This is a genomic window from Lysinibacillus sp. NPDC097214, assembly GCF_050277945.1.
In the GTDB taxonomy this organism is placed as follows: domain Bacteria; phylum Bacillota; class Bacilli; order Bacillales_A; family Planococcaceae; genus Lysinibacillus; species Lysinibacillus xylanilyticus_B.
This window is the reverse complement of the sequence record NZ_JBNNSS010000004.1, coordinates 189472-202079: the sequence shown is the minus strand read 5'-3', so window position 1 is coordinate 202079 and position 12608 is coordinate 189472. Positions and strand designations below refer to the sequence as shown.

Here is a 12608-nt window from a genome sequence, read left to right as displayed (position 1 = left end):
TTTCTAATTCGAATAGCAGATGTCCTTTTTATTTAAATTGATTAATAAGCATCCTTGCACTTGGCTAGTCACTACTTCTGTCTGCATGGTTCAGATATATATTCTTTAGATTACATTCATGCTGGCGCACTAAAAAAGTATAGGCCAAATTAGCCTATACTTTCACACCGCCTCAAGTTAATCATAATCCTCTTCTTGAACTTGTATTAATGACATTTTTGTAATAGCACTATACACCTCTTTTATTCCCCCAAACAAGGGCATGCAACTGTGGCAGTACTTTGACATCTTTTAATTCTTCATCTTTAATCACTCTATCAATCAGCGCTTGATATTTATCTAATAAATGTTTAATTAACCGTGAATTGTCAGTCGTCGTGAGATCATCATTACCGACTTGCAGATAAAAAGGAATCATTGGATATCGATGGTGAATTTGTTTAGCATACTCGTAATCCTCTTGATTAAAAACGACTATTTTGAGGGATACATGGTGATTACTGTTTCGATTTTTAAGTTTTTCGAAGATATCAGAGAGCACCGAATAGTCTGTGGTCATTCCAGAACTAGGTGGCTTTGGAGAAATTGTCAGTTCATCAATCTCATACATCCATTTTTGCCACCTACTTCCCTGTGTTTCCACACCGACCTTTATGTCGTTTTCTTTTAAAATGGCAATGAGCTTCTCCAAATTTTGGATGAGTGCAGGATTGCCGCCTGAAATCGTGACAAATGAAAAGCCGCTGCCTCCAAGACGTTTCAACTCAGACCAAATCTCTTCCGCTGTCATTTGGACAATAAGATGCTTTCCACTGCCATCCCACGTAAACGATGAATCACACCAAGAACAGGAATAATCACAGCCGGCAGTTCTCACAAACATTGTCTTTTGGCCAACTACCATTCCCTCACCTTGAATCGTCGGTCCAAAAATCTCGATAACAGGTATCTTACTCAACTTCCATCCACTCCCGTCTCGCTTCTGCATAGCTTGTCGGAGTTTCATATAGCCGGATAAACTCTACACGCGCACCGTTATATCTTTGTTCTTCAAGCAAGGCCGCAGCCAACTTTTCGTAAATCCAAACAACAATGTTTTCTGCCGTCGTATTCATAGGTGGAAGCGTTTCATTTAAATAACGATGATCCAAATGAATCTCTATTTTTTCTTTCCATATTTCTTTTATATCACCAAAATCAATCATCAAACCGCGTTCATCTGTGTATCCACTTACTCCTAATATTACGCGATACGTATGACCGTGCAGGTTTTTACATTTCCCCTCGTAATTATGTAAATGATGAGCAGCATCGAAGGTAAATTCTTTGCTTACGAGAACACGCTTTGCATGATAGTTCAATTGATTTCTTTGAATATCTTCATCTAATTTTTGGAGCTTATCGACGATTCTAAAATCTGACATGATTTAAGACTCCTTCTTTGTAACTCAAATACTCATCAAGGCCTTTTTTTCGCAGTTGGCATGCCGGGCATTCACCACAGCCATCTGCTATTACACCGTTATAGCAAGTCAACGTTCTTTCTTGAACAAAATCGAGTGCCCCAAACTGGTCAGCAAGCTCCCATGTCTGTGCCTTATTCAACCACATCAACGGTGTATCAATTACAAAGGTATCATCCATCGATAAATTTAACGTTACATTCAAGGATTTAATAAAAACATCTCGGCAATCCGGATATCCGCTAAAATCCGTTTCACAAACGCCAGTTACAATATGCTTAGCGCCTACTTGGCTCGCTAAAACGCCTGCAAATGAAAGAAAGAGAAGATTTCGGCCAGGTACAAAAGTCGATGGAAGCTCACCATTTTCTCCGTCTTCTACCTTTATGTCTTGACGTGTCAATGCATTCGGAGCAAGCTGATTCAGGAGTGACATATCAAGAATGTGGTGCCTAACACCGAGCTCCGCAGCTATCATCTTCGCACATTCAATTTCAAGACGATGTCTTTGACCATAATCAAAAGTTACTGCCTCAACCTCTTTAAAACGTTCTTTTGCCCAGAACAAACAAGTTGTACTGTCCTGACCTCCACTAAATACAACAATTGCTTTTTCCTGCTTCATCTATAAAAACTCCCTTATATCGAAAAAACAGCACTCTAAGAGAAAGTGCTGCTTTCTTCTTAGTTTTTTTTAGAGGGTAGCTAAATACCTCTTTCTTGATTGAACTATTCAATTCCTCATTTATCGATAATCAAATTTTTCTGGATTAAGATCGTGGTTCATTAAACGACATATAAAAATTGTGTACTTTGGTTACCTAATAATGTTATATCCTTCAATCCTTCTTCGTAGCTTCGGCCAGACATAAAAAAACCTCCTTGTAAAATGTTTCCCAACACTTTTCAAGAGAGGCATTACCAATCGTTCTATTAAAACATAAGTAAAAACATAAAAAAAAGCCACGTCCGATATGGACATGGCATATTATCATGTTTCCATAGTTTTTTATAGAGGGTATCAGCTATGAACCTCTCCCGTTCTAGTCCGGGCATTCTTTTCTTCAATATAATACAAAAAATAGTACAAAACGTCAAATGGATTTTTTTTATAAAATTTTCCCATACATGTTTTTCTGAAAAAACCACTGTAATATTGCCCTAATCCTGACGAATTACTTGCATTGCAAAGCGAGTTTCTGGTCGAAAACTAGTTGTTCCGTCGAAAGGAATACCGAACTATCCAATGAAAAGCTCATGGAGTGTTTCGGAATAGTTCGGTTTTTCTAATTATCGTGTTTTGTTAATTTAGAGATTATTCGGCTTTACAAATGAACCATTTAGTTATGTTCCAGCCTCTTATTCATCACGATCAAGTGACTCTTTCACAAATGTAGGAAGTGCAAATGCACCAACGTGTAAATCTGTATTGTAATATTTCGTTTTTAGACCAAATTTGTCCCAAGCATCTACTTGAATATCTTTAATTGGATGTAATGCTTTTGAAGCAAATCCGAATAGCCAGTGTCCCGATGGGTATGTTGGCATATGGAATTGATATACGCTCGCGATTGGGAAAATACCTTTAATTTTTTTATGTGCTTTACGCATGTTTTCTGCATACTCGGCAAAGTATGGTGATTCATGTTGGTTAATTAAAATTCCTTTTTCATTTAATACACGGTAACATTCTTTATAGAAAGCTGTTGTAAATAAACCTTCGCCGACTGAAATTGGATCAGTAGAATCTACTAATATTAAATCGAATGATTGATCAGCTGCGTTTTGAACATAAGCTAAGCCATCATCGAAAATCATTTCCATACGTGGATCTTCTTCAACACCAGCAGCTGTAATTGGAAGATATTTTTGGCTCAAACGAAATACTAACTCATCGATTTCTACCATTACTACTTTTTCAACTGATTCGTAACGTAGTACTTCACGAGCAGTACCTCCATCACCACCACCGATAATTAATACCTTTTTTATATCTGGGTTAGTAGCGAATGCTGGGTGCGTAATCATATCGTGATAAACGAACTCATCTTTTTCATTAACCATCATCAATCCGTCTAACGTGAAGAAAGTACCAAACTCTTCACTTTTATAAAAATCGATTTTTTGGAACGGAGATTGATCACTATGAATCTCTTCGTTGTATCCGATTGAAAATTTACAGTTATCGCTCCATTGTTCTGTATACCATTTCATTAAATCACGTCCTCTAATACTTCTTGTTTCACTAGAATTGTATCAATTTCTTGTTCTGCAAATTGGCGAATTTTATCTGCCATTCCACGTGGTACTTCAAATGATTCTGTCTTTTTCGCTTGCAGTTTTTGTTCTAAATATTCTGCTGCCTTCCAAGGACTTACAGAGTCACCACAAGTGTAAACATCTACAGAAGCAAAACCGTATTCTGGCCAAGTATGAATCGTTAAATGTGATTCAGCAATAATTACTGCACCCGAAACACCATATGGGTTGAAATGATGGAAGCAAGATTCTACAATTGTTGCCCCAGAATAGTCAGCAGCTTCATTCATAAACTGCTCGATTAATGCGTTTTGCTCAATAATTTCACTTGGGCAACCATAAAATTCAATTAATACGTGTCTTCCTAATGTTGATAATTCAATGCTCATTTATTTGTCTCCCTTACGACTGTAATATAATTTTCTTCTTTCGTTTCGAACAGAACATTCCCAAAATTAAGAAAATAGAAGTTATATAATTCTACTACTTCCTCTGAAATAACTTCACCAGGGATAATTAGTGGTATTCCCGGTGGATAAATCATTAATGAATCTGCGCTGATTCGACCTACCGCATCATAAATTAAAATTGTTTCTGTTTCAGCATTACACGCCTGTTGCGGTGTCATTGCTAATTTATTAATTTGATTCGCTGTCACATAAGCTGACTGAATCGCATCTTTTTTTGCGTGATTAAGTTCAATATCTTTTAACGCATGTACTAATTTACCGATTGTTTCATTCGTATCAACATGACTAATGACTGCCATTATGACATATCCTTCAGCAAGTTCTAATTGAATGCCATACTGTTGTTTCAATATTGTGTAAACTTCGAAACCAGTTAAACCGAGATCGTTCACACGAATTACAAGTTTCGTCCAATCATAGGATTGATTGAAATTTTGTTGTACATATTCAGCTTTTAGCACTTCATAGCGTGAATTATTTTCAATTTCTTCAATTGCTGTATCAACAATTGACTTTAATTGGCTATAACGTTGTTGTCCATACACCGCTAATTCCCTTCGCGCTACATCTAAAGAACTCATTAATAAATAATTTGCACTCGTCGTTTGAAGCATATTTAATACTTTTTGCAAATGCTTCGAATCGATTCGTTTTTCTTGTAGTAATAGAAGCGAACTTTGTGTTAATGAACCCCCAGTTTTATGCATACTGACCGTTACTGCATCTGCACCAGCACTAATTGCATCGTTTGCATCAGGTAAAAATGTTAAATGGGCTCCATGTGCACTATCAACAATAACTGTTACATTTTGTTCATGTGCGAGCTTACAAATTTCTTGCAGTTGATTCATCGAACCAAAATATGTTGGATACGTCACAAGTAAAGCTTTCGCTTGTGGGTTTTCTGCAAGTGCCGATTTTACATTTTCAACTGAAATTCCGTGTGCAATACCAAAATGTTGATCAACTTCAGGTTGAATAAATACTGGCTTTGCTCCACTTAATATAATGCCGTTCATAACTGATTTATGGCAGTTACGAGGTACAATCAATGTATCGCCCTGTTTACATGTCGCTAAAATCATCGCCAAAATTCCTACAGTAGTTCCATTTACTAAAAAGTAAGCGTAGTCTACATTAAATGCTTGTGCAGCTAATTGTTGAGCTTCTTTAATAACCGATTCCGGGTGACTTAATAAATCAAGCTCCTTCATCGAGTTTACATCCATTCTTAATGTCATTTCTCCAAGCGTCCATTTTAATGGGTTTTCATGTAGCCCCATTTTATGACCAGGTACATCAAACGGCGTAACATCTTGTTTAGTATAATTGACTAAAGCTTCAAATAATGGCATGCGGTCTTGAGTGGCTAAAAATTCCTCAGTAGCCACTCGATTTTGCACGCATTGCATTATTGTCCCATAGCAACTGTTAAAAGTTGCTCTAATTCTGAAACTTTGTCTGTTTTTTCCCAAGTTACGTTTACATCACTACGTCCAAAGTGACCATAAGCTGCAACTTGTTGATATTGTGGTTTACGTAGATTTAGCATGTTAATAATGCCATTTGGCGTTAAGTCGAATAATTGACGAATCGCTTTTAAAATTTCTTCTTTCGCTACTTTTTCTGTACCAAATGTTTCTAAAGCGATACTAATTGGTTCACTTACACCAATTGCATATGATAGTTGGATTTCACATTTATCTGCCAAGCCTGCTGCAACAATATTTTTTGCAACGTATCGCGCTGCGTAAGCCGCTGAACGGTCAACTTTTGTACAGTCTTTACCAGAGAATGCGCCACCACCATGACGAGCTGCGCCGCCATAAGTATCAACAATAATCTTACGTCCTGTTAAACCTGCATCTCCGTGTGGTCCGCCTACTACGAAACGACCAGTAGGATTAATTAAAATGCGGAAGTCTTCATTCATACCAAATTGCTTCGCAACAGCTTTAATTACATTTTCTGTAACGTAATCAATGAATTCTACTCGATCAAAATCATCATCATGTTGTATTGACATTAAAACAGTATCAATTTTAGGTTGTATACTATCCGTATAATCAATTGTTACTTGTGATTTCATATCTGGTCGAGCCCATTTGAATTGACCATTTTTACGTAGCTCAGTTGCACGTTTTACAAGCATATGTGCCATTTCAATTGCTAAAGGCATATAGTTTCCAGTTTCATTAGTCGCAAAACCGAACATAATCCCTTGGTCACCTGCACCAACTTCTTTTGTATCGCTTGAAGAATCAACACCCATTGCGATATCAGGAGATTGCGTGTGTACTAAAACTTGTACATTACAGTTATGACCATCAATACCGAACTTATCGTCTGTGTAACCAATGCCGATTAGGGTATTACGGGCAATTTTTTCGATATCTAGTTCAGCTTTAGTAGTGATCTCTCCACCAACAATTACTGTGTTTGTAGTTGTGAATACTTCACATGCCACACGTGATAGCGGATCTTGCGATAATGCTGCGTCTAATACTGCATCTGAGATTTGGTCTGCAATTTTATCTGGATGTCCTTCCGATACAGACTCCGATGTGAATAATACTTTTTCTGACAATTTTAACTACCCCTAACAAATTATAGATTTTTAGGGCATAAAAAAAAGCTCACCCAATTTTAAGGAAAGCTTCGAATACTATCAGCTGCTGTTCCTCTTATTGTTCACAAAAGTTAATTTTGTGCTCAGGTTCGGCCCACTGGATTCAGTTCATTATGAACTAAATTGTTTGGCCACCGTATCTTCGACCCCTCGTCTCAACGGTTATTAATAAGAGCTATATTATTATGCTGAGACTCATATTAAGTCATAAACATTTGAGTGTCAATTTATTTTTTTATATTTTTTAATGATTAATCGCTATGAAAATTAATTCATCTACCCTAAATACTAAGCGTAACAATTTGCAACGATTAAATATATATTAGAAAAAGTGAATAAAAATGCATATCGGATTTTTTTATATTAATAATAGAATGAACACCTATTAAATTTGTTAATATATGCGTTAAAAAAACATATTGTAAGCATAAAAAATTTTAGATCATCAAGGTAGATTTAGGAATTTTTTAGATCTTTTATTTATAAAATCATTTAAATTTCTATAATTCAGATTATTATTTTCGGTCAGTTATTAAAAAATCATGACGATTCTTTGATTTAAACCAGGTGTATTGATTAACTAATTTTAACCCTATTGAATAAACTGCGAGGTTGATTTCCACTACGGATACTTCTCACATACCCCCCCTTATCTTTAAAACCACTATGGCCATCAAAGCTATGGAATGAGAAATTCATTTGTCTTAGCTAAGGCTTATTTAAAGCTTTTTCCCTCTTTCTATTAATTGTTTGATTCAAATAATTTAAATTTATATTGCTTGCTACTAAGTATTTACTGGTTTGTTTGATAATCCTATTTATAAATATTTGCACTTGTTATTGACAGAAAATTCAGACTTAACGTATAATTTTTGGTATTACCACTGTATTTAATTTGTATTACCACATAGCAAAGGGGACGAGGATTTGAAAGAAAAGGAACGCTCCTCAGATAAAATTGAGAATGAATTAATTAGATCCATATTGGCTGGTGTTTACTCTGTAGGAAGTACTTTACCGCCGGAAAGAGAGCTTGCAAAAGAATTTGGTGTTGGTCGTCCAACTATTCGGGAGGCACTTCAACGGTTAGGAAGGGGTGGATGGATAACAGGGAGAAAAGGAATGCCTGCGGTTGTTAATGATTATTGGCGCAATGGAAATCTAACGACACTTGTTAATATTGTTGAGAATCATCATACTATAACAGATGAATTTATCATGTACTTATTAGAATTAAGGAGTTCCTTGGCTCCGACTTATATTCGTGATGCCATCACGTTTAATCAACCTAAAGTGGTTGCTCTCCTTGCCAATCTAGAGCAGCTTGAAGATCGTGCAGAAAGCTATGCAGCATTTGATTGGGATTTGCAAAAAAGATGTGCTGGCCTTGCTGTCAATCCAATCTTTCTACTCATTTTAAATAGCTTCGATTCCATTTATATAGATATGGCAAAAAGATATTTTTCTGTAAAAGATCATCGAGGGTTGTCCTTCAACTATTACCAAGACTTATTAAAAGCTGCATTAAAGGGAGATGCAATGGAAGCGGAAAGGCTTTCTACGACAACAATGGCGAAAAGCTTGGCTCTTTGGAAAGATAGAAAAAAATAAAGAATACTGGAGGCGTGATAAATGAGATTGAAATATTTTAAAGAATATTTTTCCTACCCTGATATATTAATCATGACCTGTCTATTCCTTATTAGCTTTGGATTTATGATTCTACATTTAACCTCTATCGGAATTTTGGGTGCTTTTATTCTGGGAATGATTATGTATTCCTTAGCTGAGTATGTTACACACAGGTTTCTTTTTCATCTGAAACCACCAAAGAATGCATTTTTGTTAAAAATGCTTAAACGCTTACATTATGACCACCATTCAAATCCTAATGAATTACACTTATTATTTTTACCCTTATGGTATAGTGTGCCAAATATTGCAATTGCAGCAGCCATTTTTTATTTTCTTTCATCTAGCTTTGTAATGACAATCGCATTTATTGCAGGTATCATGCTCTTTTTATTGTTTTATGAGTGGAAGCATTATATCGCCCATCGTCCCCTTCGACCAATCTCTCCATGGGGCCGGTGGATGAAAAAAGTTCATTTATGGCATCATTTCAAAAATGAAAATTACTGGTATGGTGTTACGAACCCAGCCTATGATTTCCTCATGGGTACCTTTAAAAACCAAAAGTATGTTGACCAAAGTAAAACTGCTAAAAATCTAGAGAAACGCGGCAACTAAAAAATAGAATTATAAAATATATGCCTTATAGGTAAAATATTCGGTCCTATGCTGTCTTTATGATATATTTTGCTCGTTAGAAGAAATCTGTTACGTGAAGTATAAAATGTCCTAGAATTTAGAGACACATATTTATAGACTTCAAATAAACATAAAAAGCCACAACCCATTAATAAAGGGGTTTTGTAACCAAAAAAATCCAATCATTGTTTTTCAATGATTGGATTTAAATAACACTTATTTATGATACGGTCCTCCGTGAAATGTCTAAAAGAGGTTAGTAAATTTCCATTTTATTTCTGTCTCCTTCAAATATAAGAGTCCGTTCTAAGCGGTACTTCAATATGCATTTTTATTTATTGTTCTAGTTGTTGAATATCTATTAAAACTACATTATAGAGTTCCATGAAGTTAAATCCATTCTTATGGAAAACTATAGGATATAAAAAGGACTGTCACAAAATTCATTTTCATGACAGTCCTTGTAAATTTTCTCATGGACAATAAATAAAAGTGTTTGTTATTTAGAAACAACTACTATGACTGTTGATTCAATTTTGTTTCCAGACTTATCTTTAGCCACAACAGTTAGGCTTGTGCCTGCTTTTGGGGCTTTAATCTTCACAGTGAATTTCCCTTTTGAATTTGCTTTTGCTTCCCCTAATAATGTTTCCCCGTTTTACTATAAGTACAGGTATTCATTATCTATTTTAGTAAAAAATGAAGATGAATATTATTAATTATGCCTCGGCATTATTTCTCTCCCAAAATAAAATACCACCGTCATCTGCAATTACAAAATAATTGCCACTAAATGAAAACCCATAGCAATCCAAAAAACCTCTATAAATGCGAACACAATTTTTATTGTGTCCTTCGACCAAACAGTCCTCAAACGCAGGTTGATAAATTATATCTTCACAAGGGTAAAGAGGAGATACTCTTTGTAAACAATCTCCGAATTTATTACTGACTGGAAGTATGCTTCCACCATATTTGCTTGCCAATTTGATCGATTTATCTTTTAAAACGTCGAAGCCTTCACAGATTAACAATGTTTCATCTAAAACAAAGTCATCTGTATAATCTCGGGATATTTTTTCTGCTCTTGCTAAATCTATAATTCCCCTACCATTACTAGATACGACAAGTAATAAATCGGATGATACATCAAACCCGAAATATTCAAAACTGCCAATACTAAAATTACCCTTAAAAGTCCATCCAACCGGACTTTTAGCAGAAGGTATTTGTTCTAATATGTTATATGTATTTTTTCTATGTTCCTCAAATGCCTTACTATTAAAGTAATCCATGATAACCTCCATTATAGAACTGTTAAAAAATATACTAAAAAACTATTAATTAATTTATAAAAGCGTGCACAAATTTCATATTGTTATTTATACACGCTTAATCACAATCCACTACAGAAGAAAAAACGATCTTTCTTTATTCAAAACGCTCCTGTCTTTCAGTAAGTACCCATTTTCGTACATAGCCCATTTTTTCCTGAATATTTTCAACTGTTTTTTCACTTTGAAATGCCTTTTGCATGACAGTGTAGCGTAAATCTGTGGCTCTCACATTTGTGCTGATATCCTTTGATATCGTTTGGAAAATTCGCTCAATTGTTTTCGTTGAGATGGCTTTAGATTGACTAGCCTCACTTACCCAAACCCATTCTCCCAGCTTTTCTTCATGTAATTCCTCTGCTGCTTCTTTATAGTGCTCCAGCATACCCATTAAAATTGAAGTAAGCTTTATTTCTCTTCGTCCATTTTGATTAGCAATGTAAACCATCGATGTGCCAAAATTAAAATGAGACCATTTCATGCGTACAAGCTCTGCTGGCTTACATCCTGTTTCCATCAGTAGTTGGACAATGCAGCCATTACGTCTTGCTAACCAAGCATGCTCCATTGTTTTCGCGTATTGGAAATAAGTTGGCCAGACGTTCGAAATTTGCATCAATTGCTTCTTAGTCAATAATGTCAAAGCCTCTTTCTGTCTCTTTTTGGGCTGTAAAATACCCTCATAGTCAAAGGGTTCCACCCACTCTCTTAAAAAGACAAAGTCTACAAAGCCCCGTAATGTAGCAATTTTATGATTAAACGTGTTGACATTTGCGTAGGTCTCTTTCAAATAATTATTATATATAAATAACAATTCTTTTATATGATGATCTACATACAAGTAGTTGTTCTCATGAGCAAACGCTAAAAACTGCTGTCCATCTATATTGTATTGCTTTTTCGTCGCAGCACTTTTCTTCAATGAGTTTAAAAGTAAATAATAGCTGTTCCATGCCTCCACTAGTGTGACCATCTTGTGACCTCCTTATCGACTGTGCGTGTTTTAATTTAAGTTTACTATATTTTGGGGCGTTAGTTTATAATTCATTTATATAAATTGTAACGTCGGATAATCTGTAATATTCATACACTATCGCGCTTCCCGTGTTCAAATGCTTCTTTCGAAACAAAGAAACAAATGATCCTTTAGCAGTGTCCCACATCTTTTGTTTTCTTACAATAGTAATTTTCCGCACTTTGTTGAAGTACAATTTCTTTAAAATGACCCTATTCTTGTATAACTAGGCTAATTTACATGAAAATTCGTATAATTTAGTGTTTATACCCGTTTGTGTTATATAATAAGAGTATCAACTATAACATGTAGGGGGCTTTGCAAGTATGCAAGTAAAAACAACTCGACTTGAAGCAGAAGACGCAAAAATTATTTATCAAGAAACAGCTGGGCTAGCAATTATTACAATCCATCGCCCACAGGCTAAAAACGCGCTAACAGCAAATATGTGGGATCAATTAGCTAAAATTGCCCTACAGGTATTAGATAACCCGAAAAATAAAGTATTGATTTTACGCGGCTCTGGTGAAAACTTTACAGCCGGCTCAGATATTAAAGAATTCAACGCCATTTCTCTTGAAAAAGCCGAAGAAGCATTTGTACATATGGAAAAAACAATTTCAACAATTGAGCGTTTACCAATTCCAACGATTGGCGTCATTAATGGTCCTGCAATGGGTGCTGGTTTAGAGCTTGCATTAGCTTGTGATATCCGTATCGGCTCTGAAAAAGCAAAGCTCGGTATCCCTGTAGGTAAATTAGGGATCACGTTAAATAACAAATTTGCACAGCGTTTAGTTCAATTAGTTGGCCCTTCTACAACAAAGGATTTAGTTTTTACAGGGCGTATGTTTAAAGCTGAAGAAGCCTTTAAGCTTGGCATGCTTAACTATTTAGTAGCTGAAAAAGACTTAAATAAATACATGATTCGCATGGGTAAGCTTGTTGCAGGCATGTCACCTGAATCTTTACTAGCTGTGAAGCAATCTGTTCAGGAATGTGTGGATAGTGTACCTTCATTATGGCAAGGTTCAACACCGTTTGTTGGAAATGATTTTGCAGAAGGTTGCCGTGCCTTTGTAGAAAAACGTCAACCGAAATTTACACGTCAATCAAAATAAAAAACAGGTACTCTGCTCGCTCTCTCGCGAATGGAGTACCTGTTTT

13 protein-coding genes, 1 pseudogene and 1 riboswitch are annotated in these 12608 nt (G+C 35.6%); of the genes and pseudogenes, 3 read left to right on the top strand and 11 right to left on the bottom strand.

What is annotated here, in order from left to right; genetic code table 11:
• Positions 1 to 229 precede the first annotated feature (229 nt).
• From queE to ACQKMI_RS10975, 8 genes and pseudogenes are all read right to left on the bottom strand, one after another.
• On the bottom strand, positions 230 to 958 hold the full coding sequence (gene queE, locus ACQKMI_RS11010; RefSeq protein WP_427488808.1) for a 7-carboxy-7-deazaguanine synthase QueE: 729 nt from the start codon (positions 956 to 958) through the stop codon (positions 230 to 232).
• The gene (gene queD, locus ACQKMI_RS11005) at positions 951 to 1424 is read right to left on the bottom strand and encodes a 6-carboxytetrahydropterin synthase QueD (RefSeq protein ID WP_427488806.1); all 474 of its coding nucleotides are present in this window, start codon (positions 1422 to 1424) and stop codon (positions 951 to 953) included. Before queD ends, queE begins: the two co-directional genes overlap by 8 nt.
• Positions 1411 to 2088: a 7-cyano-7-deazaguanine synthase QueC gene (gene queC, locus ACQKMI_RS11000; protein ID WP_427488804.1), complete on the bottom strand. Its 678-nt coding sequence runs from the start codon at positions 2086 to 2088 to the stop codon at positions 1411 to 1413. Before queC ends, queD begins: the two co-directional genes overlap by 14 nt.
• A 370-nt stretch (positions 2089 to 2458) precedes the next feature.
• A riboswitch (PreQ1 riboswitch) is annotated at positions 2459 to 2505 on the bottom strand.
• 317 nt (positions 2506 to 2822) lie between these two features.
• A complete protein-coding gene (gene speE, locus ACQKMI_RS10995; RefSeq protein WP_427488802.1) occupies positions 2823 to 3677 on the bottom strand; it encodes a polyamine aminopropyltransferase in 855 nt (284 codons plus the stop codon).
• Positions 3677 to 4111, bottom strand: coding sequence for an adenosylmethionine decarboxylase (gene speD / locus ACQKMI_RS10990; RefSeq protein WP_082172725.1), 435 nt, complete (start codon positions 4109 to 4111; stop codon positions 3677 to 3679). Before speD ends, speE begins: the two co-directional genes overlap by 1 nt.
• Complete coding sequence (locus tag ACQKMI_RS10985; protein WP_427488800.1) at positions 4108 to 5604, bottom strand: aminotransferase class I/II-fold pyridoxal phosphate-dependent enzyme; 1497 nt, start codon at positions 5602 to 5604, stop codon at positions 4108 to 4110. The genes speD and ACQKMI_RS10985 overlap by 4 nt, the downstream gene beginning before the upstream one ends.
• Positions 5604 to 6779 carry a methionine adenosyltransferase gene (metK, locus tag ACQKMI_RS10980; RefSeq protein WP_427488798.1) on the bottom strand — a complete coding sequence of 392 codons (1176 nt, stop codon included), beginning with the start codon at positions 6777 to 6779 and terminating at the stop codon, positions 5604 to 5606. The genes ACQKMI_RS10985 and metK overlap by 1 nt, the downstream gene beginning before the upstream one ends.
• Before the next feature lie 663 nt (positions 6780 to 7442).
• A pseudogene (locus ACQKMI_RS10975) lies at positions 7443 to 7568 on the bottom strand (radical SAM protein); the annotation flags it as partial.
• Between the two features lie 180 nt (positions 7569 to 7748).
• Here ACQKMI_RS10975 and ACQKMI_RS10970 point away from each other — a divergent pair.
• Complete coding sequence (locus tag ACQKMI_RS10970) at positions 7749 to 8432, top strand: GntR family transcriptional regulator (RefSeq protein WP_427488796.1); 684 nt, start codon at positions 7749 to 7751, stop codon at positions 8430 to 8432.
• A 21-nt stretch (positions 8433 to 8453) separates the two neighbouring features.
• Entirely contained in the window at positions 8454 to 9071 is a 618-nt protein-coding gene (locus tag ACQKMI_RS10965) for a sterol desaturase family protein (RefSeq protein WP_427488794.1), read from the top strand.
• Positions 9072 to 9591: 520 nt separating this feature from the next.
• Here ACQKMI_RS10965 and ACQKMI_RS10960 read toward each other — a convergent pair.
• The 3 genes from ACQKMI_RS10960 to ACQKMI_RS10950 all read right to left on the bottom strand — a co-directional run bounded on the left by ACQKMI_RS10960 (position 9592) and on the right by ACQKMI_RS10950 (position 11399).
• Positions 9592 to 9696, bottom strand: coding sequence for a hypothetical protein (locus ACQKMI_RS10960; protein ID WP_427488792.1), 105 nt, complete (start codon positions 9694 to 9696; stop codon positions 9592 to 9594).
• Between the two features lie 115 nt (positions 9697 to 9811).
• Positions 9812 to 10387, bottom strand: a complete 576-nt coding sequence (locus ACQKMI_RS10955; protein WP_427488790.1) for a hypothetical protein — start codon at positions 10385 to 10387, stop codon at positions 9812 to 9814.
• 136 nt (positions 10388 to 10523) lie between these two features.
• The gene (locus ACQKMI_RS10950; protein WP_427488788.1) at positions 10524 to 11399 is read right to left on the bottom strand and encodes a tyrosine-type recombinase/integrase; all 876 of its coding nucleotides are present in this window, start codon (positions 11397 to 11399) and stop codon (positions 10524 to 10526) included.
• Between the two features lie 368 nt (positions 11400 to 11767).
• On the opposite strand from ACQKMI_RS10950, the gene ACQKMI_RS10945 reads away from it, so the two are divergent.
• A complete protein-coding gene (locus ACQKMI_RS10945; protein WP_427488786.1) occupies positions 11768 to 12562 on the top strand; it encodes an enoyl-CoA hydratase/isomerase family protein in 795 nt (264 codons plus the stop codon).
• The last annotated feature ends 46 nt before the right edge of the window (positions 12563 to 12608 follow it).

Bases quoted from the DNA above. Each gene is read 5' to 3' on its own strand.
- queD (WP_427488806.1), bottom strand. From the start codon at position 1,424: ATGTCAGATTTTAGAATCGTCGATAAGCTCCAAAAATTAGATGAAGAT.
- queC (WP_427488804.1), bottom strand. From the start codon at position 2,088: ATGAAGCAGGAAAAAGCAATTGTTGTATTTAGTGGAGGTCAGGACAGT.
- speE (WP_427488802.1), bottom strand. From the start codon at position 3,677: ATGAAATGGTATACAGAACAATGGAGCGATAACTGTAAATTTTCAATC.
- speD (WP_082172725.1), bottom strand. From the start codon at position 4,111: ATGAGCATTGAATTATCAACATTAGGAAGACACGTATTAATTGAATTT.
- ACQKMI_RS10985 (WP_427488800.1), bottom strand. From the start codon at position 5,604: ATGCAATGCGTGCAAAATCGAGTGGCTACTGAGGAATTTTTAGCCACT.
- ACQKMI_RS10965 (WP_427488794.1), top strand. From the start codon at position 8,454: ATGAGATTGAAATATTTTAAAGAATATTTTTCCTACCCTGATATATTA.
- ACQKMI_RS10955 (WP_427488790.1), bottom strand. From the start codon at position 10,387: ATGGATTACTTTAATAGTAAGGCATTTGAGGAACATAGAAAAAATACA.
- ACQKMI_RS10950 (WP_427488788.1), bottom strand. From the start codon at position 11,399: ATGGTCACACTAGTGGAGGCATGGAACAGCTATTATTTACTTTTAAAC.
- ACQKMI_RS10945 (WP_427488786.1), top strand. From the start codon at position 11,768: ATGCAAGTAAAAACAACTCGACTTGAAGCAGAAGACGCAAAAATTATT.